A 25,811-nucleotide genomic window follows, 5' to 3' on the forward strand; every position below is an offset into this window, starting at 1 on the left:
GTATCTGCGGCTTAAGCCACGGGGGTGGCAATCTGTTGCTGTTTTTGCTGCTGTTGCTGCAAATATTCGACGACCTGGACTCTCGGCCCATAAGCCACCAAAACCCCCTCATTCAGAATCAGCAGCTTGTCAACGCGGGACAGCACATTGTTTCGATGCGTGATGATAATCACCGTCGTCTGTTTTTGTTTAAGCTTGAGCAAGGCTTTTTCGAGCGCGCTTTCGCCCTGCTCGTCGAGATTGGAATTCGGCTCGTCGAGAACAACCAGAACCGGATTGTCATATAAGGCCCGCGCCAAACCGATGCGTTGCCGCTGCCCTCCCGACAGGTTTCCGCCCGTCGCCCCGATGACAGTGTCATAGCCTTCAGACAAGCGCAAAATCATCTCGTGCACATCGGCCATTTTGGCGGCTTCGACGACTTTTTCCGGATCAATTTCGCCGAAACGGGCGATGTTTTCGCTGATGGTGCCCTCGAATAGCTCAATGTCCTGCGGCAAGTAGCCAATGAAACGGCCGAGATGCTCGCGGTCCCAGTTGAAAACTTCCGCGCCATCCAGACGAATTGAACCGTTGGCGGTTGGCCAAATACCCAATATAGCCCGCGCCAACGTCGACTTGCCGGCGCCGCTAGGGCCGAGCATTCCGACAATGTCGCCTATTTCGATCACCAGGTTGAGCCCCTTGATAACGGGGACCTTGCTGCCCGGCGGCGTGATAATCGCATTTTCGAGCTGAATGCACCCCTCGGGGTCGGGTAATTGCATGTGCTCCTTTTCGGCAGGGATTTGCTGCAGAATTTCATTCAGACGCTTGTATTGTCCGCGGGCGCTGACAAAGCCCTTCCAACTGCCGATCATTATATCGATGGGAGCCAACGCCCGCCCCATCAGGATGGAGCCGGCAATCATCAGCCCCCCTGAAATTTCGCGCTCGATCGTCAAATAGGCGCCTAACCCTAAAATCAGTGATTGCGATGAAACGCGAATGACTTTGGACAGGGAGGTTAATAGCCCGGCACGGGAACTGGCGATGGCTTGCAAATCCAAGACTTTTACCGAGCCTTCCATCCAGCGCCGGCGTATATTGCCCAACATGCCCATCGACTCGATCACTTCGGCATTTCGCAAGTTCTTGCCTAACAGCCCACGCGTGGCGATCGAGATTTGGTTCGCCTCACTCAGTGTCTTAGCCGTGGCTTTTTCGTTCGCGACAGCGACCAGACTCACTAAGATGGCGGTAAAAACCGAAAACCAGCCATACCAGGGATGAAATACAAACAACAACCCCAAGTAAATCGGCATCCAGGGCGCATCAAAAAAAGCAAACAAGCCGTTTCCGGTTAAAAACTGGCGTAATCCGGTCAGGTCATCGAGCGCCTGCGTCGTAGCTTGCCGCCCGCCCGAAAATAAGGCTTGCTTAAAAGCAACCCTGAACAACCTCTCATTCAGCAGCATTTCCAAACGCGTACTGACTTTGACTAAAATTTGTGATCGCACCCACTCCAAGGATGCCATCGTGATGTATAACATCAATACGATCAATGTCAGCATCACAAGCGTTGTTTTATTGCCGGTCGACACCACGCGATCATACACTTGCAGCATATAAATCGATGGCGCGATCATTAAGAAATTGATCAACAAGCTAAAACCCGCAGCAGACAGAAACGCTCCTTTACAAAGTTTTAGAGCCTGTTCCAAATCGGTCTTGATGGTTTTCATGCGCAAATTGTTTCAATTTCAAATAAATCCAATGATTGTCTCATAAATCGCCTTAACTCAGTCTTAATATAACGATGCAACTCATTTCTACACATACTAAAAAGCAATTGATTGGCCAAAGCCTAAATCGCCAGAGCGTCCGTCTTGCCCTGCCGCATTATTCGACCTTCTCAACCTCAAAGACGGTACCGTTCACCGAAACCACCCGGACTTTGGTGTGAATGTCGCAATCGGGCCCGTGCACCGTCCAAATGGAATCTCCCACCCTGATCTTGCCCTGGCCGTTTTCGATCGGCGTGTACAGATTGAAAACGCGGCCGATGTATTGCGCGCCGCGTTTGTTCAAAAGCGGGCGGTCGCTTTCAATCGGGTGTCTTTTGACATAAAAACGCCAGACCGCGATCGCGGCGACCGACAGTATCGAAAACTCAAAGATTTGAAAATTTTCAGGCGTATCGGGAAACAGGAAGACCAGACAGCCGGTCACGAAACCCGCCGCGGACATCCACAGGAAGAAGAAGCCGGGCGCGACCAGTTCGATCACCAACAGCAGCAGCGCCCAGACCCACCAGTACCAGAAGACAAAATCCAGTTCGCTCATCGCCATTTCCATTACGCGCCTTTCGTGTTTTTGCCCAGCGCTTCCTTGGCCAGTTCGCCGATACCGCCCAGCGCTCCAATCACGCTGGAGGCTTCCAGCGGCATGAAAATCAACTTAGCGTTTTCCGCGGAAGCGACTTTTTGCAGCGCGTCGATGTATTTTTGCGCGATGAAATAATTGATCGCATTCAGGTCGCCCTTGCCGATCGCCTCCGACACCATCAGGGTCGCCCTGGCTTCGGCTTGCGCCAGGCGCTCCCGCGCATCGGCATCCCGATAGGCGGCTTCCTTGCGGCCTTCGGCTTCCAACACCGCAGCCTGCTGAGCGCCTTCCGCGCGCAGAATTTCGGATTGCCGGAGCCCTTCCGCTTCCAGGATCGAGGCGCGTTTCAAGCGTTCCGCCTTCATCTGTTTGCCCATCGCTTCGACCAGGTCTTTCGGCGGCGCGATGTCCTTGATTTCGATACGGGTGGCCTTGATGCCCCAGGGCGTCGTCGCATCGTCGACCACGGTCAAGAGGCGCGCATTGATGTCGTCGCGCCGTGACAGCAACTCGTCCAGATCCATCGAGCCCATCACGGTCCGGATGTTGGTCATCACCAGATTCAGGATCGCCCATTCCAGCTTGCTGACTTCGTACGCGGCTTTCGCGGCGTCCATGACCTGGTAAAACACCACGCCGTCGACGGTCACCATCGCATTGTCCTTGGTAATCACTTCCTGCGACGGCACATCCAGCACCTGCTCCATCATGATCATTTTGCGGCCGATCTTATCGATGACCGGCATGATGATATTCAATCCGGGGGTCAAGGTATTGGTATAACGACCGAAGCGCTCGACCGTATATTCCATACCCTGAGGAACGGGTTTTACCGACAAAAACACCAGCAATATCGCCAGAACCAACAAGACTAAAACGAACGCGCCAAAGCCCATGGGGCCTCCTCATTTCTCAGGTTGAAAAGGTGAATGACAGCCAACAGTATGGCACAGAAAATTCTCCGCCTGCCGCCGGCTACAACTATTTTAGGATGCGTGAAGACTTAGCGGGATTTATATCACAATCGCCCGATTTTTCACCATAAAAAGCATCTAAGACGCCGAATGCCGCGACCTTAACTGCGTTCATTCCGCTTCCTGGAGATCAAGCCTGCGTGTACAAAAATACCTGAATATTATCCTTTTGATCAGGCGAAGGATTAATTTCGGCGCCTTGGAATGGTATAGTAGCGGGTTGCAAACCCGCGGGAATCATGCACCCCGTAACTCTCGGCTTTTACTCGTTTTTACAGGCAACTCACTATGGTAAATGATTTAGTAAATTTTTCTTTTCAGTTGGCGGCGTTTACGCTTATTTTCTTCGTCGTAGGCATGATCAAACCGAAATGGCCGCTTTTTTTCCTGAAAGAGCCCACGCGTTTTATGATCGCGATGATCACCCCGGTCTTGATCATGATTACCGTCACCCTCTACGGCGAAGGGCTGAAGCGCGAAAAAGAAGCAAAGGAGTTGAAGGAAACTCCGGCACAAATCGTAGCGCCCGCCCCGGCCCCGGTTCCAACGCCCGCCCCGGATGCGGCACCGAGCGCTCCGGCAGCCAAATAGTCAAACCACGCCGAGGGGCGACGCATTTCGCCCCTCGGCGGAAGGCCCGAAATCGTATCCGGCACCTACCCTGCCACGCTAATCATGATAGAATCAGCAGTTTTAATTGAACGCAGCGCTGATTTATGCCTTTTCTGAGTCCGCCGTTACAGGTCAAACCATGCCTTACTGCTTAACGGCAGGACCGATGCCGACTCCATCCGCGAGTTTGAAGCGTATAACATGCGTGTAATCAGAGGCTTATCCCATCTGGAGCCGCTCGATCCGGGCTGCGTGCTCACGATCGGAAATTTTGACGGCCTGCATTTGGGCCATCGCGCGGTGATCGAGAAATTGGCCGCCCAAGGCCGGGCGACAGGACTTCCGGTCGTGGTGATGATTTTTGAGCCGCAGCCGCTGGAATATTTTCTCGGCGACAACGCGCCGTCCAGGCTGATGCGCCTTAGGGAAAAAGTGATCGATTTTGCGGGACTCCCGGTCGACTATTTGCTGGTCATGCGCTTCAATCGGCAGTTTGCGAATCTGGACGCCGAAAAATTCATCGATGACATTCTGATCAAGAAATTGAACGTCAAACATCTGGTGATCGGCGACGATTTTCATTTCGGCAAGGCCCGGCGCGGCAATTTTGCGATGCTGCAGGAAAAAGGCCTGCAATGGGGATTTACGGTCGAAGACACCGGTTCGTTTTATGTCGACGGGCTCCGCGTCAGCAGCACGTTGATCCGGGATGCGTTGACGGCCGGCAATCTCGCCCAGGCCGAACAATTGCTCGGGCGCAGCTACTCGGTCTGCGGCCGCATCGTGCATGGCGAAAAACGCGGCAGAGCGCTGGGATTTCCGACCGCCAACATCAAATTGCATCGCAAGAACACGCCGCTGCAAGGCGTTTTCGCGGTCACCATGACCGGACTCGGCGAGGACGCCATTCAGGGCATCGCCAACGTCGGTACCCGGCCGACTGTCGACGGCGGCTCGAAAGTGATCCTCGAAACCCATTTATTCAATTTTAACCGGGAAATTTACGGACGCTATGTGGAAGTGCATTTCAAGCACAAAATCCGCGATGAAATGCGTTTTCATTCTCTCGAAAAACTGAAGGCCCAAATCGAGAAAGATGTGGCCATCACCCAAAAGATTTTTGCCGATTCGAAAGCTTATGACTATGGATTATAAAAAAACGCTTAATTTACCGACGACCGCTTTCCCGATGAAAGCGAACCTGGCGCAGCGCGAACCGGAACGGTTGAAGCTCTGGAACGAATCCAAACTGTACCACAAGATCCGTCAAGCGATGGCCGGACGTCCGAAATTCGTTTTGCATGACGGCCCTCCGTATGCGAACGGCGAAATCCATATCGGCCACGCGGTCAACAAGGTGCTGAAGGACATCATCGTCAAGTCGAAAACGCTGGCCGGCTTCGATGCGCCTTATGTGCCCGGCTGGGATTGTCACGGCCTGCCGATCGAGCTGATGGTCGAAAAGAAAGTCGGCAAGGCCGGCATCAAGGTGTCCCCCGCCGCGTTCCGCAAAGCCTGCCGGGAGTATGCCGGCAAGCAGGTCGCGCTGCAAAAGGAGGCTTTCGTCCGCCTCGGCATTCTCGGCGACTGGGACAATCCTTATTTGACGATGGACTTTGCGTTTGAAGCGGACATCGTGCGCTCGCTCGGCAAGATCGTCGCGAAAGGCCATATCGCGCACGGCGCGAAGCCGGTGCACTGGTGCACCGATTGCGGCTCCGCGCTGGCCGAAGCCGAAGTCGAATACGAAGACAAACATTCGCCGGCGATCGACGTGCGTTTTGAGGTGGTCGATCCGGCCGCTTTCCTGGCCAATTGCCATCATGTCGGCGAAGGCGAAGGCCCGCTGTCGGTCGTGATCTGGACCACCACGCCGTGGACCCTGCCCGCAAACCAAGGCGTCGCACTGAATGCCGAACTCGATTACGCGGTCGTGCAATGCGAAAAGGACGGCGTCAAGGAACGCCTGGTCGTCGCCGAAGCGCTGCTGAAGGATGCGATGTCGCGCTACGACATCGACAATCCGCAGGTGATCGCCTACTGCAAAGGTTCGGCGCTCGAACACCAGTTATTGCACCACCCTTTCTACAAACGCCAGGTGCCGATCATCCTCGGCGATCATGTGACCACCGATGCGGGCACCGGCGCTGTGCATACCGCACCCGGCCACGGCCAGGAAGACTATGTCGCCGGCCTCAAATACGGGCTGCCGGTCGATAATCCGGTGGGCGGCGACGGCGTGTTTTTGCCGAACACCGAACTGTTCGCCGGCGAGCATGTGTTCAAGGCGAACGCGCATGTGCTGGAAGTGCTGGAAGCGAACGGCAAGCTCCTGCATCACCATGCGATTCAGCACAGCTACCCGCATTGCTGGCGGCACAAGACACCGATCATTTTCCGCGCGACGCCGCAATGGTTCATCTCGATGGAGAAGAATCATCTTCGCGAGACCGCTCTGGCCGAAGTCAAACGGGTCGACTGGATTCCGGACTGGGGACAGGCGCGTATCGAAAGCATGCTGAACGGGCGCCCGGACTGGTGTATTTCCCGGCAGCGCACCTGGGGGGTGCCAATTACTTTTTTTGTTCACAAAGAAAGCGGCGAACTGCATCCGCGCACGGTCGAATTGATCGAGCCGATCGCGAAAAAGATCGAGGCGCAAGGCATCGATGCCTGGTTCGATCTGGACCCTGCCGAATTGCTGGGCGAGGACGCGGCTTACTACGACAAGAGCAACGACACGCTGGATGTCTGGTTCGATTCCGGCGTAACCCATGCCGGCGTGCTCGACCGCCGCGACGAGTTGACCTTCCCGGCCGACCTGTATCTGGAAGGCTCGGACCAACATCGCGGCTGGTTCCAGTCGTCGCTCCTGGCCTCGACCGCGATGAACGATGTCGCGCCCTACAAGGCGGTGTTGACGCACGGCTTCACGGTCGATGCGGACGGCAAGAAAATGTCCAAATCGAAAGGCAACGTGGTCGCGCCGCAATCGGTGATGAAGGATCTCGGCGCGGACATCTTGCGCCTCTGGGTCGCCTCGGCCGATTACCGCGGCGAAATGACCGTATCGGATGAAATTCTGAACCGGACCGCCGACGGCTACCGCCGCCTCCGGAATACCGCACGGTTTTTGCTGTCGAATCTGAACGACTTCGACCCGGCGCAGCATCTGATCGAAACCGGCAAACTGCTCCCGCTGGACCGCTGGATCATGGACCGCGCCTGGCAGTTGCAGGAAGAGGTCAAGGCCGCCTATGAGTCTTATCAATTCCAGTCGATTTATCAAAAAGTGCATCACTTTTGCGTGATCGACCTCGGCGGCTTTTATCTGGATGTGGTCAAGGACCGCCAGTATACCGCGAAAACCGACGGCCTGGCCCGGCGTTCCGCGCAAACCGCGATGTATCATGTGCTCGAAGCCCTGGTGCGCTGGCTTGCGCCGATCGTCAGCTATACCGCCGATGAAATCTGGCATTTCATGCCGGGCACCCGCAGCGAATCGGTTTTCCTCGAAACCTGGTATACCGGATTGGCCCAACTCGACGCCGATGCCGCGATCAGCCGCGATACCTGGCAAAAGGTGATGGCGGTGCGCACCGCGGTCAGCAAGGAACTCGAAAAAAGCCGCGCGAAAGGCGACATCGGCGCCTCCTTGAATGCGGAAGTCGAACTGTATTGCAACGAAGACTATTTCGGCGTATTGAACCTCTTGGCCGGCGAACTGCAGTTTGTGCTGATCACCTCCGGCGCATCGGTGATCGCCGAACAGTTCTGCCCGGACGATGCGGCCCTGACCGACGTTGCGGGCGTCCGCGTCAAGGTGATCGTGTCGGAACAGCCCAAATGCGTGCGCTGCTGGCATCAGCGTTATGATGTCGGCGAACATGCGGATCATCCCGAACTATGCGGACGCTGCGTCGAAAACATTGCCGGCGACGGCGAAAACCGTCAATTCGCATGACCATGCCGATGTTGAAATGGCTTTGGTTAACCCTGCTCGCGGTGCTGCTCGATCAGGGCAGCAAGTTGGCGGTCGATGCGACGATGCTTTTGTACGAATCGGTCCCGGTCATGCCGTATTTCAATCTGACCTATGTGCATAACCCCGGCGCGGCGTTCAGCTTTCTGAGCGAAGCCGGCGGCTGGCAGCGCTGGTTTTTTTCAGGACTGGCGCTGACGATCAGCGTGGCGATCACGATCTGGCTCGCCAAACTGCAAAAGCATGAGCATTTGCTCGGGGCCTCATTGGCGCTGGTCCTCGGCGGCGCGGTCGGCAATCTGATCGACCGGGTGGCCTACGGTTATGTGATCGACTTTATCGACGTGTATTACGGCAGCTCGCATTTCCCGGCGTTCAATATCGCCGACGCGGCGATCAATCTGGGCGTGTTTCTGATGCTGGCCGAATCGTTCGGCTGGTTTGGCTCTACCAAAAAAGAACAAGGCTAAAACTTGCCTTAAAATCAGGCACGTCGCCGGGATACAATCATCAGTCAATATCGCTGGTGGGATTGCCGATATACTCGACTTTGACCTTGGCCATCCCGCGAATGCCTATCTGTCTGGCGGCGGCTTTCGATAAATCGATCAGCCGCCCCTTCTTGAAAGGGCCTCGGTCATTGACCACCACATCAACCGAACGGCCGTTATGCAGATTGGTCACCCTGACCTTGCAGGGTAACGGCAGTGTTTTATGCGCAGCGGTCAGATTTTGCGGCCTGAACCGCGTTCCCATCGAAGTGGTGTTCCCCGACTCAGAGCCATACCAGGACGCAATGCCGAACTCCCTGTAACCCGCCGCCGAAGCCATCGGATAATAGGTGTGGCCCCGAACCTGATAGGGCCGATTATAGGCCGCCTTGTGCCGGTAATTTTCGGCGTGCTGGACTCTGCTTGGTTGATACAGTCCCGGTGATACGGCCGGCTTGGTCGCGCAGCCGCTGAACAGCGCCGCACTCAACACGGCGCCGAAGAGTACCGCCTTCTTTTGATACCCATGCAAATCAGTGACCATCGGCATAGCTCGGCAACCCCGCAGCAAAACGATAAAACCGCAATAAAAAAGAGGTCTTAATATTTTTCCGATTATACAAACAAACGCCGCCTAACGGCTTAAATTTGCTCTTGAATTAAGGTTTTCCTTCGCAACGTCTCGCTTTGCCAAGACATGCGCCGATGGCCTGCGTATTGCCTTCGATCAACACCCCCAGCAACAGCGCCAGCATAAACAGTGCGATCGGCGCATCCCCGCCTAGCCGCGCAAACGGCGTCAGGCCGGCCATCGGCTGTATTACGCCGGTCAACGTGGCCGCGGTGAACAACGGCGCCTGACCGATCACCCTCCCCTCGGGCGAAATGATCGCGGTCGCGCCGGTGTTGGTCGAGCGCAACAGATAACGCCCCGCTTCCAAGGCGCGCATCCTGGCGATCTGCAAATGCTGATGCGGTTCGATCGAGTCGCCGAACCAGGCGTCATTGGTCGCATTGACTAGGTACGCCGCCTCCGGCAATCCGCGCAGCGCATTCTCCGCAAACGCATCCTCATAACAGATGGAGGTGCTGAAACGGTAGCCGCCCGCGCTGAGCAAAGGCTGGTCCGGCCTGCCCGGCGTAAAGTGGCTCAGGCGCATGTTGAAATGCGCCAGAATCCAGCCCGATACCGGCTGCCACGGCATGTATTCACCGAAAGGCAGCAGATGCACCTTGCGGTACATCCCGGCTTCCCTGCCCAGCGTAATGACCGAATTGTATTTTTCCCCTTCGGCGTTGCCGTAGGACGGCACGCTGACGATCAAATCGCTCTGGTGCGCTTTCGCGGCCTGACCCAACGGCATCAGGAAAGCCTCGTACACATCGGACAGATACGCCGGCACCGCCGATTCCGGCCAGACGATCACCTGGGAATCCCAATGCGCCTCGGTCATCTGGATATATTGCAGGATCGTGCCGACCCGGGTTTCGGGCAGCCATTTTTTGTCCTGCGCAACATTGCCCTGAATCAGGGCGGCTTTGATCGGCTCGCCGATCGGCTGCGTCCATGCCGCCGTTCTTAACCAGCCGCCGGCGATCCATACGCCAGCCATACAGGCCCAAAGCCATAGCGAGGATTTGGGCCGGCTTGCAATGCCGATCAGCATTGCGGCCGAAAGCACCGCGAGCAAGCCGGTGCCGTAGCCGCCGATGACAGGAATATAGCCGGCCAGCGGCGTATCCAGTTGCGAATAGGCGATTTGCAGCCAGGGAAAGCCTTGCAGTACGATGCGGCCGCGCAGGTACTCGACCAAGACCCACAGCAGCGGAAATAAAAGCAGACGGCTGGATCGTTTATATGGCAACTGGGTCGCGAGATACACCGCAAGCGCGGGAAACAGCGCCCAAAAGCCGACGAATAGGCCGGCAATCAACAGTGAACCCAGCAAACCGCCGCCGCCATAGTCATGCACACTGACATAGACCCAGGAAACGCCGAAACCGAACTGGCCCAGGCCGAATAAATAGCCGCTGAGGGCGGCGCGCTTCGGGCTTAAGACTATGGCCGTAAAAAACAGGTAGGCCAGCGCGGGGAAGGCGGCATAGGAGAAGTTGAAAGGCGCAAACGCCAGGGTATAGACGGCCCCGGCAACGAGCGAGGTAACGTCCCCAAACAGGTTGCGGGAAGCATTGCAGTTTTCTCGAATAAGTCTCAAGGCAGGGAGTGAACGCAATAAGATCAGGCAATCAGCCGAATTGAGCGCGTATTTTAGCGGAAGCCGGATTAAAATTCAGAGAAACATCAAGGCGCTTATCCCTAAAGCGTTCCTCACTCCGGTTGATTTTACGGCTTCCGCAGCGTCGAATGAATCAGGTCATCCAAGCTCTGCCCATCCAGAACAGCCAGCGCCGCGTTCTCGATATGAATCGCCAAATCCAGCACGCTTTCGGCGATTCCGGGACTCATCATGGTCATCGCTTGTCCGTCAAACTCACGCAGACAAACGTAAATCTCCTTCAGGGCGATCGTTTCGATCGCCCTGGCAGGAAGATAGGCATTCGGCTCGGACTGGATCGCGATCACGAATCCCGATTTTTCGAGACCCTGCACCATGTGCTGGACCGCTTCCCAAGGCAACTCGACCGCCTCCGCCAAGGCATGCAAGGTCCACGGCGCCTTGCCCTCATAATACGCCTTGCCGATCAGATACATGATCAGGAAACCGAGATACTCCTGCTGACGATGAGTCAGATCCGGTTTTTTGTTTTTGTGCAGCAGATAGCGCGGGTGCTGGTGCAGAAATGAAATCACGCCTCCCAGCAGCACGATCAGCCAACTGACATAGAGCCAGATCATCGACAAGAGAATGATCGCGAAACTCGAATAGATCGCGTTATAACTGACCGACTTCGCGACGAAGATGCCGAACAGCCAGCCGACCATTTTCCAGGTCAGTCCGGCCGCGATACCGCCGGCCAGCGCGGAACGGAAGTTGACTCGGGTATTCGGCATGAAGATATAGAGAAAGGTCAACGCCGCGATGATCAACAGATAAGGCAGAATCAGCCCGGCCAGATAATAGGCGCTGCCGAAAGGCTCTTGCGCGATCAGCTTTTGCACGAAGGCGGTATTGGCCATCGATGCCATCACGCCGAACGCGGAAACGACCAGGACCGGCCCGACCAGCAACATGCTCAGGTAGTCGCTGCTGCGGCGAATCCAGTTTCTCGGCATCTCGACGCGCCAAATCCGGTTGAAGCATTCCTCGATGATTTTCAACAGCGCAACCACCGAATACAGCAATACCACCAAACCGGCCGCGCCCAGCACGCCGATATGGATGTTTTCAACATAACCGATGATCTGTCCGGCCATCTCCACGCCTTTGCTGCCGAGCGGCTCAAGTAGGCCCAGCAGCAACGGCATCAGCTGGTTATGCACGCCGAACGCCTTCAGCATCGAAAAACTGACCGCCAGCAGCGGCGCCAGCGACAACAACGTCGTATAGACCAATCCCATCGCCCGGTAGCGCAAGTCGCCATCGGTCGCTTCCCGCATCAATATCAGCACGCCGCGCAGTAATGCGGCGATCGTTTGGGAAAAATCGGAACGAGGTTCGCCATTTTCCCGCCAAATTTCAGTCGTCAGGTAATGTTTGATCGCATCGAAGTTCGGCATCGCCAGGGGCTCCTTATCGGCAAGCTGAAAAAATACCGTACCAGACTCGATAGTAATGGCCGGCAGGCCTTTTTAAAAGCAAAAGTTCGGATTTTTAGCCGTTTTCGTTGTATCCGGGATAGCATGCCGAAGCACAAGGCATTTGAAACGTGATAGGATGAAACCGGATATTATTTTTGGAAGTCGAAGAACTATTACCCGTCCGGTCAATCGGGGACGCTCGAGCCGTTTTTCCCGGCCTGCCTTATTTTCCGTCACCCGCCTCCGATTCGCTACCGAAACGTCTGTCAGCAAACTTTCGGGTGCTTCGCGCTTATGAGTATCACCAGATGCCCGACTAAATACCCGATCCTGGCCACGTTGCTGATCCTCGGCGGACTGTTTCCTGCACAGGCGTCGGACTCCGGCATTTCCGGCCTGTTACGCCGCGCCCTTCCGTTTGGCGTGACCGGATCGGCCAAACCGGCCATCAAGATTTCCGGCATCACAGGCCCCTTGCATGACAATGTCCGCGCCTTTCTGAGCCTGATCAAGGAGCCTTGCGGCGCTCCCCGCTGGCGGGTCGAACGCTTATTCGAGCAGGCCGATAAGGAAATCGGCAAGGCGCTGCGCGCACTCGGCCATTATCATCCGGCCGTCAAAAAACATCTTGCCTTCGACGCCGCCTGCTGGCGTGCGGATTTTGAGATTCATCCGGGGACGCCGGTGACCGTAGCGGCACTCGACATCCGCGTTTCGGGAGAAGCGGAATCGGACCCGGCGTTTGCCCGGTTGCTAAAAAAAATTCCCCTGAAGATCGGCCAGGTTCTGGATCACGGACGCTACGAAGCCTTCAAAAAAAGCCTGCAATCACTGGCGCAGGAACGCGGCTATTTCGATGCCAAATTCGAAAAAAGCGCGATTCAAGTCGATACCGAACGCAACAGCGCGGTGATCGTACTGGCCTATGCCTCCGGTCGCCGGTATGCGTTTGGCGAATTGACTATCGAACAGGACATTCTGAAACCGGAGTTTGTCCAGCGCTTCATCCCGTTCACGGAGGGCGAACCCTATTCGAGCCGCAAACTGGCCGACACTTACAATAATTTGAGCCTCGGCGGTTATTTCAGCAGCCTGGAAATCAAGCCTGCCATTGAAGATGCTCTCGGCTTGAAAGTGCCGATCGCTATAGCGCTGCAGCCGCAGAAAAAGCACCGCTATGAAGTCGGCATCGGCTACGATACCAATTACGGCCCCTTGTTCAGTCTGGCCTATACGAATCGAAGAGTGAACCGCCGCGGCCATACGCTGAACGCTGAACTGGCCGTTTCGCCGGTTTTATCCACGCTGGAAAGCCGCTACAACATCCCGCTGCAAAATCCGACGACCGATTTTTTCAGCTTCGGCGCGGGCTTTAAACATGAAGAACCCGACACGTTTACCTCAGACCAGTTCAAACTGTCCCTGCAAAGGCAACACATCTCAAGCAGCGGCTGGAAGCTAAACAACTCTCTGGATTATATTTATGAAGCCTACCGTTCCGCCGATGTCGACAACAGCTCGCGGCTGCTGGTCCCGGGCCTTCGTCTGCAATACACGCAGAGCAATTCGCAGGTCAGGGAAACCCGGGGCTATCAATTGAATGTCTCTCTCGCCGGCGCGCATGATTCCGTGATATCCGATGTCAGCTTTCTGCAGGCCGGTGCCGGCGGCAAGTGGGTTGCCGGCGTGCCCTGGTCGGGCCGCTTCATCACCCGCGGCGAGTTCGGCGCTACCCTGGTCAGCGATTTCGACAAGCTGCCGGCAAGCTACCGCTATTATACCGGTGGCGCCCAATCGATCCGCGGCTACGAATACAAGGAACTCGGCCCCAAAAACGCGAAAGGCGAGGTCACCGGCGGCAAGATGCTGAGCATATTGAGTCTGGAATATGAACAATTCCTCGGCGAAAAATGGGGGGTAGCCGCTTTCATCGATGCCGGCGATGCCTATCACAGCTTCGGCACGTTCGATGCGAAGGTCGGCGCGGGGCTCGGCATCCGCTGGATATCGCCGGTCGGGCCGCTCAGGATCGATTTCGCCGTACCGTTGAATGAATCCGGCTCCTCCTTTCAGATCCATTTTGCGGCCGGAGCGCAATTATTATGAAGTGCAGACTTCCCGGCGTGCGCTTCATCGCCGGACTGCTCGCCGCAGGCTTGTGCACTCCGGTGTTGCTGCTGATTTTACTCGCCAGCGAAGCGGGCAGCCGCTGGCTGATCAACACACTGTTACTGGCGGCGGGCGGCGGCATTTCGGTGCAGCGGATCGACGGCACGCTGCTCGATCGATTGACGCTGACCCAGCTCAGCTACACCAGCGATACCGAACGGGTCACGCTCGGAAAATTCGTTTTCGCCTGGCATCCGTCGCGCCTGTTCGCGGGCGAAGTGGCGGTCGACGCGATCGAAAGCGCCGATCTTGCGATCGAGAGAGTCGCCGATTCTCCGCCTTCGGATCAGCAGGAGCCGTTTTCGCTGCCGCGCTTCCCTCTCGCGATTCACATCCAACAGGTCGATTTGCGCAGCGTCCGCTATCAAAATCGCGGCCAGAACATTACGATCGACCGCTTCCGCTTGAGCGCCTCCCTGCAAGACCAAGTGCTTACGCTGCGCGATGTGTCGCTCGCAATGCCCGAATTGACTGTCAAGGGCGACGCCGAACTCAGCGACAAACTGCCGATGTCCGGCCGGCTGAACTGGACGCTCAAGCGGCCGGAAATGCCGTCTATCGATGGCGATATCTTGGTGCAAGGCACGCTGAACGAACTGTCTCTGTCCGGCAGCATCGATGGCGCGCTTCGAATGACCCATCAGTCCCGTCTCGATCTGAGTGGCGAGACGCCCGCGTTTACCGTATCGGGACGCTGGCAAAAATTGCAATGGCCGTTGACCGGCCCGGCGCAAGCCGAGGCCAAGGACGGCCGGCTGACTTTGACCGGTACGCCGGACGCTTACCGGATCGAAGTGATTTCGGAAATGGCGATCGAAAATGCCGCGCCGTTCGGTGCCAGTCTCAAGGGTTCCGGCAACACCGATTCGTTCAACCTCGATCAGCTTGCATTGAGTCCCCGACAAGGCAAGCTGATCGCCAGCGGCACGCTGTCTTGGCGAGGTGCATCGGCTTTTTCGCTGCGGCTCAACGCAACAAACCTGAATACCGGCGATTTTGTTGCCGGCGTGCCTGGCATGCTGAACCTACAAGCGTCCGCATCCGGAAATTTCGCCGAGAATAAACTCGCCGGCAGACTGGAGATTGAAACCCTCGACGGCAAACTGTTTGAGAGCACGATCCAAGGCGCCGGCAAACTGGCCTTCGCCGATCAGCGTCTCCAGATCGAGCGCTTGCTGCTGCAATCAGCCAATAATCGCTTGTCGGCCACCGGCATCCTGGCCGCGCAACGATCCAACCTCGATGTTGCGCTCGACGCGCCGAACCTGCCCGCGGTCTGGCCAGGTCTTAACGGCTCGATCAATGGAGATATCAAGGTGCGCGGCGATTATCAGAGCCCCGCGATCAACGCCAAGTTGCAAGCTTCCGGGCTGCGTTACCGGGACTTGCGGCTCGACCGGCTCGACATGCACCTGGATTATGCCGAGACATTGGCCGCACGCTCGGCCGTCGAGCTCGATATCAAAGGCTTGCAGATCGCGGGGCAAGCGGTCGAAAAGTTCAACTTGCAAGGCGCCGGCTCCCTCGCCAATCATCATTTTCAGGCGGCCTTGACCACCGATACCGCAAAAATCGACACGGCGCTGAGCGGCAGCCTCCGAAAACCCATCTGGAACGGCACACTGGCAAAATTGACGATCGAACATGATCGGCTGAAAACATGGCGGCTCGAGCATCCCTGGGACCTGCGCGCGGATTTCAGTCAGGATGACATCACCGTGAATCTGCCGAGAAACTGTCTGACCCATGCCGCTTCAAGATTCTGTCTTGCCCTAAACGGAGGTCTCAAACGCCGCTTGCAGGCCGAGGCTGAGGCCAACCACATCGACCTCGCCATGGCCGGTCCCTGGCTGCCCGAAAACATCGGCCTGACCGGTCAATTCGATGCGAAAACGTCCGCGCTCAAGGAGGGCGAACGCTGGACGGCCGATGCCGAGGCCTTCATACCGAAGGCTTCCTTGCAATTCAAACAAGAGAGGAGCGCCGAACTGAACCTGCCTCTGTCCGCAACGCGACTGAGTGCACGCTACCGGAATGACGGCCTCGCCGCCGATTTACGTATCGGTCTGAGCGGCAGCGATTTTATCAGCGCCCAAGTGACGGCCTCGCCCGCGCCGGCGACCGACACATCGCGGTTGTCGGGCACGCTTCAGGCCTCGATCGCCGATCTGACGCCGGTCGATGCGCTGGTGCCGGAGATTCAAAACCTGAAAGGCCGGCTGACGGCCGAGCTGCATCTTGCCGGCGACACCGTGCGGCCTGATGTCAGCGGCCAGCTGCAACTCGGCAATGCCAGCCTGGACCTGCCCGCGACCGGCATTCGCCTTTCGCCTATCGAAGTCAAACTGCTAAGCCGCGCCGGACAAACCGGCCGCATCGAGCTGAACGGTCGCATCGGCTCCGGCAAGGGATCACTGCAACTTAGCGGCCACATCAACCTGGACCCAGCCGCAGGATTTCCGGCCGAAGTCGAAGTGAGCGGAAACGCCTTTGAAATCGCCAAACTGCCGGGAGCCGAAATCAGCATCTCTCCGCGCCTGACGGTCAAACAAGCCGATAACGCCGTACAGGCAGGCGGCGAAATCCCTATCGATAGAGCCGTCTTGAAACTGATCGAACCGCCCGAAAATGCGGTCGTACCGAGCGGCGATGAAGTGATCGTCGGCCAGGTTGCCGAAAGCGGGCAAAAAACGCCCGCGAACGTCCAGGCTGACCTTGGCATCGTCCTGAAAGATAATGTCCGTTTCTCGGGTTTCGGAATCGATACGAAACTGACCGGCAAACTGCGCTATACCGCCGCGTCCGGCACCCAACGCATGCAGGGCCGGGTGGCGATGAAGGAGGCCAAATACAAGGCTTACGGCCAGAATTTGACGATAGACAAAGGCGAATTTCTGTTCAATGGGCCGCCGGATAATCCGTGGCTGAACTTCGAAGCCACGCGTAAAGTCTCCGGCGAAGACATCACCGCCGTTTTGACCGTTACCGGCCCGTTGCAAGCGCCGCAAACGAAAGTTTCGTCGCGGCCTCCGCTGCCCGAATCCGAAGCCCTGGCCTACCTGCTGACCGGCCACTCGCTGCAAAGCGCCAGCGGTTCGGAGTCCGAGGCCTTGGCCAAGGCCGCCTTGAGCTATGGCGCCGGAGAACTTTCCTGGCTGAGCAGCAAGCTGGGTTTCGACCAGTTCGAGATCGAAGACAGCAAGACCTTGAAGGAGTCCGCCTTACGGCTGGGCAAATACATCAACCCGAACCTCTACCTGGGTCTGACGCTCGGCCTGTTTTCGACTAGCTATGGAGTCACTCTCAAACAGCAGTTGAGCAAGGATTTCAGCCTTGAGACCCGGACCGGCGAATCGCAACGACTCGATTTGAAATACCGGCTGGACAAGGATTGAATCTGAAAAAAAATCCCCGAAATGCGGGTTTGCATTTCGGGGCTCTGCATGGGGATTGTCGGCAAAAAGCCGCGGAATAACCTATTTATTCGTCGCCGCCGATGACGCCGAGCAACTGCAGCAAGCTCAAGAACAGATTATAGATCGAAACATACAGCGAAACGGTCGCCATAATATAGTTGGTTTCGCCGCCATGCACGATCGCGCTGGTCTGAAACAAAATCATGCCGGCCATCAACAGGATAAACATCGCGGAAACCGCGAGCGACAGCGCCGGAATCGTGAAGAAGATCGCGCCCAAACCGGCCAGAAAGGCAACCAGCACGCCGACCATCAGGAATCCGCCCATGAAGCTGAAATCCTTGCGGGTGGTCAAGGCGTAAGCCGACAGGCCGAGGAAAATGACGCCGGTGCCGCCTAACGCGGTCATCACCAATTGGTCGCCGTTGGTGAAGGCATGCAGATACATATTGATGATCGGGCCCAAGGTCAGCCCCATGAAACCGGTCAACGCAAAAATCGACACCAAGCCCCACGCGCTGTTGCGCAGTTTAGTCGTCAAAAACAGCAAGCCGAAATAGCCGACCAGCGTGATCACCATGCCCGGATGCGGCAGATTCAGCAGCATCGAAAGCCCTGCGGTCAGCGCGCTGAACAGCAGCGTCATCGACAGTAGCATATAGGTATTGCGTAACATTTTGTTAGTCGTCAACACCTCGGATTCGGGGCGTGCGAACACGGCTTTATTGATATTCATCGAATGTTTTCCTCATGAAAAAGTGAAAGTCGAAATGATAGACCGGTTAATCTTACAAGAGTTTCAGTGCGCGAATAAAGCGAAAAATTTTCATCCGCTATGGATTCGGCTCCCGTAGCGCCTGAAGCCGGCCTCACGGAAGTTGCACCAGGCGACGCCTTATCCGGCATGCGCGGCGAGCAAAGGCAAGAGGGAGGGATCTGAGAGGGAAAACCTTCCGCGCATTCGCGCAGAAGGTTTCGGAAGCGGAGAAAATTAAGCCGCGAAGTTTGCTTCCGCAAATTCCCAGTTCACCAACGACCAGAAGGCTTCCAGATAGGCTGGACGGGCATTGCGGTAGTCGATGTAATAGGCGTGTTCCCAAACATCGCAAGTCACCAGCGGTTTTTGGCCCGCGGTCAATGGGCAACCGGCGTTGCTGGTGCTGACCAAAGCCAGACTGCCGTCCGCATTCTTGACCAGCCATGCCCAACCGGAACCGAAAGTCGTGACCGCGGTTTTGGTGAATTCTTCCTTGAATTTCGCGAAAGAACCGAAAGTCGCATTGATCGCATCGGCCAACGCACCGGTCGGCTCGCCGCCGCCATTGGGAGACAGGCTGTTCCAATAAAAAGTGTGATTCCAGACTTGCGCCGCGTTATTGAAGATCCCGCCTGAAGATTTCAAAACAATCTCTTCCAAGGATAAACCTTCAAATTCGGTGCCGGGAACCAAATTGTTCAAATTCGTCACATAAGTCTGGTGGTGCTTTCCGTAATGATACTCGAGCGTTTCTTCGGAAATATGCGGAGCCAAACTATTTTTAGCATAAGGCAAAGCAGGAAGTTCGAAAGCCATGTAATTAAATCCTTAATCAGTTGAACATGTTGCGACCCATGAAGCGGAATCCCCATTCATTTAGTCAGTTATACTTTAGCATTGCTTGAGGCCGAAACAAAGCGCGAAGTGATAAATCAGTAAAGCATGCGCTTTGCGTCTATTTTTATGTACCCAGCCGCGCAAAGGAGGAGGATGACAGATTATCGTTGCGGTTGTTTTACAATACGCTGCTTTAAACCCACCCGATTTTAGCAAAGGAGCACGCATGGCATTAGAAGTCGAACATAAATTTTTACTCGCGAATGAGGATTGGCGGAACGAGATTCAGCATTCCGAAATATTCAGGCAAGGTTATTTGAGTTCACAGCCGACCAGCTCGATCCGGGTCCGGATTTGCGAACACCGCGCCTGGCTGAACATCAAAAGCGCGACAATAGGCACGCACCGGCTTGAATATGAATATGAAATTCCGCTCGCCGATGCCCAGGAAATTCTGTCCAATTTATGCAACAAGCCGTTGATCGAAAAGACGCGCCATTATGTGCAACACGGCCCTGATCTGTGGGAGATAGACGAATTCGAAGGCGCCAATCAAGGACTGATCGTCGCCGAAATTGAACTCGACGCCATCGGCCAGTCTTTTGCCAAGCCTGCCTGGCTTGGCGCCGAAGTCACCGAAGATTTGCGTTATTACAACAATAATCTGGCATTGCATCCTTATTCCGAATGGTGCGATCTTTAGCCCATTTTACGCCGAATCACCGCGAAGAGGCGGTTTTCCGAGCCCCGAACAAAACGCTAAGCCATTGTTTTGTTATGCAGTAACAACCATTGACGGCCTGCTTTCCCGGCCTCGCCGAGCGCGCTCGAAAAATTTTCAGAAAATGATTGAATTGCGCTAAAGTTTGCTCTATAGTTCGCTGTATGAAAAAAACTACTTTTGTTGCATTGTTACTACTTTCCAACCAAGGTGTTGCGGACACACTCGGCAATACCTTGCAGTCGATTGAAAGCGAATGGGCGGCAATTTATTACAAAACGCCCAAGACACAACAAGGCAATGCCTATCGGCAGCTATTGAAAAAAACGGCGGCACTCGAGCAACAACATCCGAATGCCGCCGAACCGATTGTCTGGGAAGCCGTCATCAAGGCGACCTACGCCGACCACCAAAGTGCGATGACGGCGTTGTCGCTGGTCAATGAAGCCAAGGAACTGCTGCAAAAAGCGATCGACATCAATCCGCAGGCCATGGAGGGTTCGGCCTATGTGACGCTGGGCACGCTTTACTACATGGTGCCGAAATGGCCGGTCGCCTTCGGCGATGAAGACAAGGCCAAGACCTTGCTCGAAACCGCACTCAAAATCAATCCGAAGGGCATCGACAGCAACTACTACTACGGTAATTTTCTGTTATCGCAGGACCGCACGGAAGAAGCGAAAAAATATCTCGAAAACGCCGCGAATGCGCCGGCCCGCCCCGAACAAGCTTTTGCCGACAATCAATTGAAGGCGGAAGCGCAAAGAGCGCTGAATAAAATTAAGCAGACCGCATCCGATGCGGATAACAATGTCTTCGCGTCATTCACCCATGACGCCAATGTTCGTTAAACAAAGCCGCAAGTCCGCTCAGCGAACGCATCTGTTTGATTCATAACCGCACAGAACCTATGGGGTATTCTATCGGCCCGCAGTTTCTGGTATCATAGCCCACCTTTCACGACCATAACTCGACAACTTTCCCGGAAATTATTATGGCTTTTGTAGTCACAGAGAACTGTATCAAATGTAAATTTACCGACTGCGTAGATGTTTGCCCGGTCGATTGTTTTCACGAGGGTCCCAATTTTTTGGTAATCGACCCCGATGAATGCATTGACTGCACCTTATGCGAGCCTGAATGCCCGGCGAATGCGATTTTTGCTGAAGACGAAGTTCCCGATGATCAACACCAGTTTATCGCGCTGAACGCCGAACTGTCCAAGAAATGGCCAAGCATTACCGACGTCAAAGACGCACTGCCGGAAGCCGACGACTGGAACGGCAAAGAACACAAGGCCCAATATCTGGAAAAATAATTTTTCCACGCTTGAAATTCGAATCGGCAACGGTTCGAGTTTCACAAGCGCAAAAAAAAGCCGGGGTTTACCCGGCTTTTTTATTTGGATTTCGATGAACCTTATTGCGGTCTATCAACCAGCTCGACGTAAGCCATTGGCGCATCGTCACCGGCTCTGAATCCGCATTTCATGATGCGTAAGTAGCCGCCCGGTCTGCCTTGATAGCGTGGGCCCAGTTCATTGAACAACTTGGTCACGACATCGCGATCGCGCAGTTTTGCGAAAGCCACGCGGCGTTTGGACACGCTGTCTTCTTTAGACAGGGTGATCAAAGGCTCCGCATATCTTCTCAATTCCTTGGCTTTTGGCAAGGTGGTCTTGATCAGTTCATGGTTGATCAAAGCGCATGTCATGCTGCTGAACAGAGCCTTGCGATGGCTACTGGTGATGCTGAATTTTTTTCCGGATTTTCTGTGTCGCATTACTGTGTGACCTAGCTATGTGTTGTTAATTGCTTGAATGAATGTGCTCTGCCAGACTATCCGGCGGCCAATTTTCCAGGCGCATACCAAGCGACAGCCCTTTTAGCGCCAAAATGTCCTTGATCTCGGTCAGAGATTTTTTTCCTAAATTCGGTGTTTTCAATAATTCAACTTCAGTACGCTGAATCAAATCACCGATATAAAATATGTTTTCAGCTTTTAAGCAATTGGCTGAACGCACGGTCAATTCGAGATCATCAACCGGCCGCAGCAGAATCGGATCAAAAATTTCTTCCGTCACTTGCACTTCAGCCTTCTCAGGCTCGGTGACTTTCTCGAAATCAACAAAGACTGACAATTGGTCATGCAAAATCGTTGCCGCCAATTTGATCGTTTGCTCAGGATCGACAGTGCCGTTAGTTTCGAGCTCGATAATCAGCTTATCCAGATCGGTGCGCTGCTCTACACGAGTACTTTCGACAGCATAGGCAACGCGGACAACCGGACTGTAAGAAGCATCCACATGCAAGGCACCGACGGCAGAACTGCTGTCGCTGCGTGCTCTGCGCACGCTGACAGGCTCATAGCCCCGTCCACGGCGCACGCGAATCTTCATGTTCAACACACCTGACTGGGTCAGGTTGGCAATCACCAGCTCAGGATTGACGATTTCAGCGTCATGCGGCAATGCAATATCGGCCGCCGTGACAGCGCCCGCACCGGTTTTCGACAAGGTTAAAACAGCCTCATCCCGCGAATGCAGGAGCACGGCCAATTGCTTTAAATTCAGCAGTATGTCAATGACATCTTCCTGGACACCCTCAATCGTGGTGTACTCGTGCAGCACACCGTCGATCTCGACATCAGTTACTGCGCATCCTGGAATCGTAGAAAGCAAAACACGACGCAAGGCATTGCCAATCGAATGACCAAAGCCGCGTTCGAGCGGCTCAATGACGATCTTTGAATGATTCTTCGATTTACTAATAACCTCAACGATTCGAGGCCTCAACAAACCAGAAATTGAATTCTGCATTTAATTCCCTCAGAATGGTAATTACTTTGAGTACAACTCTACAACCAACTGTTCGTTGATATCGCTACCCAAATCGGCGCGATCCGGCAATGAGGTAAAAGTACCGGTCATTGCTTTAGAGTTAACTTCAACCCATGAAGGAAAGCCATATTGTTCGGTAACCGCCAAAGCATCAATGATACGTTGTTGCGTTTTGGCTTTCTCTTTGACAGAAAGGACATCGCCGGGAGCAATCTGGTACGAAGGCACGTTGATGGTTGCGCCATTGACCAGGAAGGCTTTATGAGAAACCAATTGACGCGCTTCGGCCCGGGTAGATGCAAAACCCATCCGGTAAACGACGTTATCTAAGCGCGATTCCAGCAGATTCAACAGGTTTTCACCGGTAGCGCCTTTCTTCAGGTCAGCGATCTTATAGTAATTGCTGAATTGTTTTTCCAGAACGCCGTAGATTCTGCGAAGTCTTTGCTTCGCACGCAACTGCATTGCGTAATCGGAAGTTCTTGTACGTTTGGTACCATGCTGACCGGGTCTTTGATCCAGTTTGCATTTACCTTCCAGGGATTTGCCCCGGCTTTTTAAAAACAGGTCAGTGCCTTCTCTGCGGCTTAATTTGCAGGTAGGTCCGAGATATCTTGCCATGATTTACAACTCCAGAAACTATACGCGGCGTTTTTTGGGTGGACGGCAACCGTTATGCGGAATCGGAGTGACGTCGATAATATTGGTGATTTTGAAACCCAGGTTGTTCAAGGAACGAACTGCGGATTCACGACCAGGACCAGGGCCTTTGATCAGTACATCCAGGTTTTTCATGCCGTATTCCTGTGCAACCACACCCGCCTTCTCGGCAGCAACCTGCGCCGCGAACGGGGTGCTCTTACGCGAACCGCGGAAGCCTGATCCACCGGAAGTGGCCCAGGACAGCGTATTGCCTTTTCTGTCTGTAATCGTAATGATGGTGTTGTTAAAAGAAGCGTGAACGTGCGCGATGCCGTCAGCGACTTCTTTCTTAATACGTTTTCTGGTACGAGCGGGACTTGCCATTGTTAAACCTCTGACGGGGAATTATTTCTTAATCGGTTTGCGTGGACCTTTACGAGTACGCGCATTCGTTCTCGTTCTTTGGCCTCTGAGCGGCAAACCACGGCGATGCCGTATTCCTCGATAGCAACCGAGATCCATCAAGCGTTTGATATTCATCGAAACTTCGCGACGCAAGTCACCTTCGACGGTCATCTTGGAAATGATGTTCCGAAGCGTATCGAGTTGCTCTTCGGATAATTCCTTGATTTTGACGGATGGCAAAATTCCCGCTTCAACACAAATATTTTGCGCTGTCTTACGGCCAATTCCATAGATTGCGGTCAATGAAATTTCCGCATGCTTATGATCTGGTATATTTATCCCGGCAATACGTGCCATGTAGATATTCCCCTGAGTTCTGTTCTTGAGTTAAGCGCCGAATTATAACACTCGTTTAGTGACGGCACAAATAATAATTAACCTTGCCGTTGTTTGTGAGTGCCGTCTGAACAAATCACTCTAACCACGCCATTTCTTTTTACGATTTTGCACTTTCTGCAAATTGCTTTTACCGAAGCTCGGACTTTCATTAGGTTGCTCCTACTGGAAACTTAATTTTGGAATTATTTTTTCAAATTAGCTTTTTTCATCAGGCCTTCGTACTGATGAGACATGATATGGGTTTGCATTTGTGAGATGAAATCCATAACGACGACCACGATAATCAGGAGTGATGTACCGCCAAAATAAAATGGTACGTTCCAGTAAAGAATCAAAAACTCAGGCAGCAAACACACCAAGGTAATATAGAATGCGCCGATCAGCGTCAGTCGCGTCATCACCTTGTCTATATAGGCGCTCGTTTGAATACCTGGACGAATGCCGGGTAAAAAGGCGCCTGATTTCTTCAGATTTTCGGCAGTTTCTTTTGAATTGAATACCAAGGCGGTATAAAAGAAGCAAAAGAAAATAATCGCGGCCGCATAAAACATGACATACACCGGCTGTCCGGGCGACAACATCGTCGCGACGTCGCGCAGCCAGGTCAATCCTTCACTGTTACCGAACCAGTTTGCAACCGTGGCCGGAAACAGAATGATGCTCGATGCGAAAATGGGAGGAATGACACCCGCCATGTTCAGCTTCAAAGGCAAAAAGCTATTTTGCCCCGCATACATCTTGCGTCCTTGCTGTCTTTTCGGATAGTTGATGATGATCCTGCGCTGCCCTCTTTCGACAAAGACAACGATAGCGGTCACCGCAATCGTGATCAGGAACAGCAGGATGATGAACGCACCATTCATTTCACCGGTTCTGGCCAATTCGAGGGTACCACCGACCGCCTTGGGCAGACCGGAAACGATACCGGCAAAAATGATCATCGAAATGCCATTGCCAATACCGCGTTCGGTAACCTGTTCACCGAGCCACATCAAGAAAATCGTGCCGGTCACCAGCGTGATCGTGGTAATCGCGATAAAAGCGACACCCGGATTGATCACCACCGAAAGACCGCCGGCAGTCTGATTCTGTAACGCAATCGAAATACCGATCGCCTGGAACGAAGCCAATGCCACCGTCCCATAACGTGTATATTGCGAAATTTTCCGCCTGCCAGTCTCGCCTTCCTTCTTCATCTGCTCGACTGCAGGAATGATGATGCTCATCATCTGCATGATGATCGAGGCAGAAATGTAAGGCATGATGCCAAGAGCAAACAAGCTTAACCGCATCAACGCACCACCCGAGAACATGTTAAACATGTCCAGGATCGATCCGCTTTGCTGTTCGAACATGATTTGCAGTGCTTTAGGATCGATACCCGGCACCGGGATGTGAGAACCGATCCGATACACGAAAAAAGCACCCAAAACGAACAGAAGTCGGGATTTTAGCTCCGACAAGCCGGCGGGTTTATTGGCTGATTCGTCTCTTGACATA

The 25,811-nt window shown here is 54.4% G+C and carries 24 protein-coding genes; 9 read left to right on the top strand and 15 right to left on the bottom strand.

The features are described from left to right. Window positions 1–11: 11 nt before the first annotated feature. The 3 genes from METLA_RS0111050 to METLA_RS0111060 all read right to left on the bottom strand — a co-directional run bounded on the left by METLA_RS0111050 (window position 12) and on the right by METLA_RS0111060 (window position 3,263). Window positions 12–1,724, bottom strand: a complete 1,713-nt coding sequence (locus METLA_RS0111050; RefSeq protein WP_024298615.1) for a type I secretion system permease/ATPase — start codon at window positions 1,722–1,724, stop codon at window positions 12–14. Window positions 1,725–1,881: 157 nt separating this feature from the next. Continuing rightward, the gene (locus METLA_RS0111055) at window positions 1,882–2,325 is read right to left on the bottom strand and encodes an NfeD family protein (RefSeq protein ID WP_024298616.1); all 444 of its coding nucleotides are present in this window, start codon (window positions 2,323–2,325) and stop codon (window positions 1,882–1,884) included. 11 nt (window positions 2,326–2,336) lie between these two features. After that, the gene (locus METLA_RS0111060; RefSeq protein WP_024298617.1) at window positions 2,337–3,263 is read right to left on the bottom strand and encodes an SPFH domain-containing protein; all 927 of its coding nucleotides are present in this window, start codon (window positions 3,261–3,263) and stop codon (window positions 2,337–2,339) included. Window positions 3,264–3,629: 366 nt separating this feature from the next. Here METLA_RS0111060 and METLA_RS0111065 point away from each other — a divergent pair, with 366 nt between their 5' ends. The 4 genes from METLA_RS0111065 (at window position 3,630) to lspA (ending at window position 8,405) form a co-directional block, all read left to right on the top strand. Continuing rightward, a complete protein-coding gene (locus METLA_RS0111065; protein ID WP_024298618.1) occupies window positions 3,630–3,932 on the top strand; it encodes a hypothetical protein in 303 nt (100 codons plus the stop codon). A 222-nt stretch (window positions 3,933–4,154) separates the two neighbouring features. Further along, window positions 4,155–5,108, top strand: coding sequence for a bifunctional riboflavin kinase/FAD synthetase (gene ribF, locus METLA_RS0111070; protein WP_024298619.1), 954 nt, complete (start codon window positions 4,155–4,157; stop codon window positions 5,106–5,108). Further along, complete coding sequence (ileS, locus tag METLA_RS0111075; protein ID WP_024298620.1) at window positions 5,092–7,917, top strand: isoleucine--tRNA ligase; 2,826 nt, start codon at window positions 5,092–5,094, stop codon at window positions 7,915–7,917. Before ribF ends, ileS begins: the two co-directional genes overlap by 17 nt. An 8-nt stretch (window positions 7,918–7,925) precedes the next feature. Continuing rightward, complete coding sequence (lspA, locus tag METLA_RS0111080; protein ID WP_024298621.1) at window positions 7,926–8,405, top strand: signal peptidase II; 480 nt, start codon at window positions 7,926–7,928, stop codon at window positions 8,403–8,405. A gap of 40 nt (window positions 8,406–8,445) precedes the next feature. Here lspA and METLA_RS0111085 read toward each other — a convergent pair whose 3' ends face one another. The 3 genes from METLA_RS0111085 to METLA_RS0111095 form a co-directional block, all read right to left on the bottom strand. Further along, a complete protein-coding gene (locus METLA_RS0111085) occupies window positions 8,446–8,970 on the bottom strand; it encodes a septal ring lytic transglycosylase RlpA family protein (protein ID WP_245598782.1) in 525 nt (174 codons plus the stop codon). Window positions 8,971–9,085: 115 nt separating this feature from the next. After that, window positions 9,086–10,642 (bottom strand): apolipoprotein N-acyltransferase, encoded by a 1,557-nt coding sequence (gene lnt, locus METLA_RS0111090; protein WP_024298623.1) that lies wholly within the window; start codon window positions 10,640–10,642, stop codon window positions 9,086–9,088. A gap of 128 nt (window positions 10,643–10,770) precedes the next feature. Beyond that, window positions 10,771–12,105, bottom strand: a complete 1,335-nt coding sequence (locus METLA_RS0111095) for a YihY/virulence factor BrkB family protein (RefSeq protein ID WP_024298624.1) — start codon at window positions 12,103–12,105, stop codon at window positions 10,771–10,773. Window positions 12,106–12,420: 315 nt separating this feature from the next. Between METLA_RS0111095 and METLA_RS0111100 the strand changes: the two genes are divergently transcribed. Both METLA_RS0111100 and METLA_RS0111105 read left to right on the top strand, forming a co-directional pair. Then, window positions 12,421–14,232 carry an autotransporter assembly complex protein TamA gene (locus tag METLA_RS0111100; RefSeq protein ID WP_024298625.1) on the top strand — a complete coding sequence of 604 codons (1,812 nt, stop codon included), beginning with the start codon at window positions 12,421–12,423 and terminating at the stop codon, window positions 14,230–14,232. Then, a complete protein-coding gene (locus METLA_RS0111105; RefSeq protein WP_024298626.1) occupies window positions 14,229–17,690 on the top strand; it encodes a translocation/assembly module TamB domain-containing protein in 3,462 nt (1,153 codons plus the stop codon). The genes METLA_RS0111100 and METLA_RS0111105 overlap by 4 nt, the downstream gene beginning before the upstream one ends. Before the next feature lie 85 nt (window positions 17,691–17,775). Here the strand turns inward: METLA_RS0111105 and METLA_RS0111110 are convergent, their stop codons facing one another. Further along, window positions 17,776–18,447, bottom strand: a complete 672-nt coding sequence (locus tag METLA_RS0111110; RefSeq protein ID WP_024298627.1) for a Bax inhibitor-1/YccA family protein — start codon at window positions 18,445–18,447, stop codon at window positions 17,776–17,778. Between the two features lie 255 nt (window positions 18,448–18,702). Then, entirely contained in the window at window positions 18,703–19,284 is a 582-nt protein-coding gene (gene sodB, locus METLA_RS0111115; protein ID WP_024298628.1) for a superoxide dismutase [Fe], read from the bottom strand. 247 nt (window positions 19,285–19,531) lie between these two features. Here sodB and METLA_RS0111120 point away from each other — a divergent pair, with 247 nt between their 5' ends. The 3 genes from METLA_RS0111120 (at window position 19,532) to fdxA (ending at window position 21,344) form a co-directional block, all read left to right on the top strand. Then, entirely contained in the window at window positions 19,532–20,008 is a 477-nt protein-coding gene (locus METLA_RS0111120) for a CYTH domain-containing protein (protein ID WP_024298629.1), read from the top strand. Between the two features lie 182 nt (window positions 20,009–20,190). Beyond that, window positions 20,191–20,877: a tetratricopeptide repeat protein gene (locus METLA_RS0111125; RefSeq protein WP_024298630.1), complete on the top strand. Its 687-nt coding sequence runs from the start codon at window positions 20,191–20,193 to the stop codon at window positions 20,875–20,877. Between the two features lie 143 nt (window positions 20,878–21,020). Beyond that, window positions 21,021–21,344 (top strand): ferredoxin FdxA, encoded by a 324-nt coding sequence (fdxA, locus tag METLA_RS0111130; protein WP_024298631.1) that lies wholly within the window; start codon window positions 21,021–21,023, stop codon window positions 21,342–21,344. Between the two features lie 101 nt (window positions 21,345–21,445). Here fdxA and rplQ read toward each other — a convergent pair whose 3' ends face one another. The 7 genes from rplQ to secY form a co-directional block, all read right to left on the bottom strand. Then, complete coding sequence (gene rplQ, locus METLA_RS0111135) at window positions 21,446–21,808, bottom strand: 50S ribosomal protein L17 (RefSeq protein WP_024298632.1); 363 nt, start codon at window positions 21,806–21,808, stop codon at window positions 21,446–21,448. A gap of 25 nt (window positions 21,809–21,833) precedes the next feature. After that, the gene (locus tag METLA_RS0111140) at window positions 21,834–22,844 is read right to left on the bottom strand and encodes a DNA-directed RNA polymerase subunit alpha (protein WP_024298633.1); all 1,011 of its coding nucleotides are present in this window, start codon (window positions 22,842–22,844) and stop codon (window positions 21,834–21,836) included. A 21-nt stretch (window positions 22,845–22,865) separates the two neighbouring features. Beyond that, complete coding sequence (gene rpsD / locus METLA_RS0111145; protein WP_024298634.1) at window positions 22,866–23,486, bottom strand: 30S ribosomal protein S4; 621 nt, start codon at window positions 23,484–23,486, stop codon at window positions 22,866–22,868. Between the two features lie 18 nt (window positions 23,487–23,504). Beyond that, window positions 23,505–23,891 carry a 30S ribosomal protein S11 gene (gene rpsK, locus METLA_RS0111150; protein WP_024298635.1) on the bottom strand — a complete coding sequence of 129 codons (387 nt, stop codon included), beginning with the start codon at window positions 23,889–23,891 and terminating at the stop codon, window positions 23,505–23,507. A gap of 21 nt (window positions 23,892–23,912) precedes the next feature. Further along, window positions 23,913–24,269, bottom strand: a complete 357-nt coding sequence (gene rpsM / locus METLA_RS0111155) for a 30S ribosomal protein S13 (RefSeq protein ID WP_024298636.1) — start codon at window positions 24,267–24,269, stop codon at window positions 23,913–23,915. 77 nt (window positions 24,270–24,346) lie between these two features. Further along, window positions 24,347–24,460 (bottom strand): 50S ribosomal protein L36, encoded by a 114-nt coding sequence (gene rpmJ / locus METLA_RS22005; RefSeq protein ID WP_084480123.1) that lies wholly within the window; start codon window positions 24,458–24,460, stop codon window positions 24,347–24,349. Between the two features lie 33 nt (window positions 24,461–24,493). Then, on the bottom strand, window positions 24,494–25,810 hold the full coding sequence (gene secY, locus METLA_RS0111160; RefSeq protein ID WP_024298637.1) for a preprotein translocase subunit SecY: 1,317 nt from the start codon (window positions 25,808–25,810) through the stop codon (window positions 24,494–24,496). Between the last annotated feature and the right edge of the window lies 1 nt (window position 25,811).

Source organism: Methylomicrobium lacus LW14 (assembly GCF_000527095.1).
In the GTDB taxonomy this organism is placed as follows: domain Bacteria; phylum Pseudomonadota; class Gammaproteobacteria; order Methylococcales; family Methylomonadaceae; genus Methylomicrobium; species Methylomicrobium lacus.

What these genes read in the sequence shown, in the direction of transcription:
- ribF (WP_024298619.1), top strand. Translation starts at nt 4,155, where the DNA reads ATGCGTGTAATCAGAGGCTTATCCCATCTGGAGCCGCTCGATCCGGGC.
- METLA_RS0111105 (WP_024298626.1), top strand. Translation starts at nt 14,229, where the DNA reads ATGAAGTGCAGACTTCCCGGCGTGCGCTTCATCGCCGGACTGCTCGCC.
- METLA_RS0111100 (WP_024298625.1), top strand. Translation starts at nt 12,421, where the DNA reads ATGAGTATCACCAGATGCCCGACTAAATACCCGATCCTGGCCACGTTG.
- METLA_RS0111125 (WP_024298630.1), top strand. Translation starts at nt 20,191, where the DNA reads ATGAAAAAAACTACTTTTGTTGCATTGTTACTACTTTCCAACCAAGGT.
- METLA_RS0111120 (WP_024298629.1), top strand. Translation starts at nt 19,532, where the DNA reads ATGGCATTAGAAGTCGAACATAAATTTTTACTCGCGAATGAGGATTGG.
- rpsD (WP_024298634.1), bottom strand. Translation starts at nt 23,486, where the DNA reads ATGGCAAGATATCTCGGACCTACCTGCAAATTAAGCCGCAGAGAAGGC.
- METLA_RS0111085 (WP_245598782.1), bottom strand. Translation starts at nt 8,970, where the DNA reads ATGGTCACTGATTTGCATGGGTATCAAAAGAAGGCGGTACTCTTCGGC.
- secY (WP_024298637.1), bottom strand. Translation starts at nt 25,810, where the DNA reads ATGTCAAGAGACGAATCAGCCAATAAACCCGCCGGCTTGTCGGAGCTA.
- rplQ (WP_024298632.1), bottom strand. Translation starts at nt 21,808, where the DNA reads ATGCGACACAGAAAATCCGGAAAAAAATTCAGCATCACCAGTAGCCAT.
- fdxA (WP_024298631.1), top strand. Translation starts at nt 21,021, where the DNA reads ATGGCTTTTGTAGTCACAGAGAACTGTATCAAATGTAAATTTACCGAC.
- sodB (WP_024298628.1), bottom strand. Translation starts at nt 19,284, where the DNA reads ATGGCTTTCGAACTTCCTGCTTTGCCTTATGCTAAAAATAGTTTGGCT.
- METLA_RS0111140 (WP_024298633.1), bottom strand. Translation starts at nt 22,844, where the DNA reads ATGCAGAATTCAATTTCTGGTTTGTTGAGGCCTCGAATCGTTGAGGTT.
- rpsK (WP_024298635.1), bottom strand. Translation starts at nt 23,891, where the DNA reads ATGGCAAGTCCCGCTCGTACCAGAAAACGTATTAAGAAAGAAGTCGCT.
- METLA_RS0111110 (WP_024298627.1), bottom strand. Translation starts at nt 18,447, where the DNA reads ATGAATATCAATAAAGCCGTGTTCGCACGCCCCGAATCCGAGGTGTTG.
- ileS (WP_024298620.1), top strand. Translation starts at nt 5,092, where the DNA reads ATGACTATGGATTATAAAAAAACGCTTAATTTACCGACGACCGCTTTC.
- rpmJ (WP_084480123.1), bottom strand. Translation starts at nt 24,460, where the DNA reads ATGAAAGTCCGAGCTTCGGTAAAAGCAATTTGCAGAAAGTGCAAAATC.
- METLA_RS0111060 (WP_024298617.1), bottom strand. Translation starts at nt 3,263, where the DNA reads ATGGGCTTTGGCGCGTTCGTTTTAGTCTTGTTGGTTCTGGCGATATTG.
- rpsM (WP_024298636.1), bottom strand. Translation starts at nt 24,269, where the DNA reads ATGGCACGTATTGCCGGGATAAATATACCAGATCATAAGCATGCGGAA.
- METLA_RS0111050 (WP_024298615.1), bottom strand. Translation starts at nt 1,724, where the DNA reads ATGAAAACCATCAAGACCGATTTGGAACAGGCTCTAAAACTTTGTAAA.
- METLA_RS0111055 (WP_024298616.1), bottom strand. Translation starts at nt 2,325, where the DNA reads ATGAGCGAACTGGATTTTGTCTTCTGGTACTGGTGGGTCTGGGCGCTG.
- lspA (WP_024298621.1), top strand. Translation starts at nt 7,926, where the DNA reads ATGTTGAAATGGCTTTGGTTAACCCTGCTCGCGGTGCTGCTCGATCAG.
- METLA_RS0111065 (WP_024298618.1), top strand. Translation starts at nt 3,630, where the DNA reads ATGGTAAATGATTTAGTAAATTTTTCTTTTCAGTTGGCGGCGTTTACG.
- METLA_RS0111095 (WP_024298624.1), bottom strand. Translation starts at nt 12,105, where the DNA reads ATGCCGAACTTCGATGCGATCAAACATTACCTGACGACTGAAATTTGG.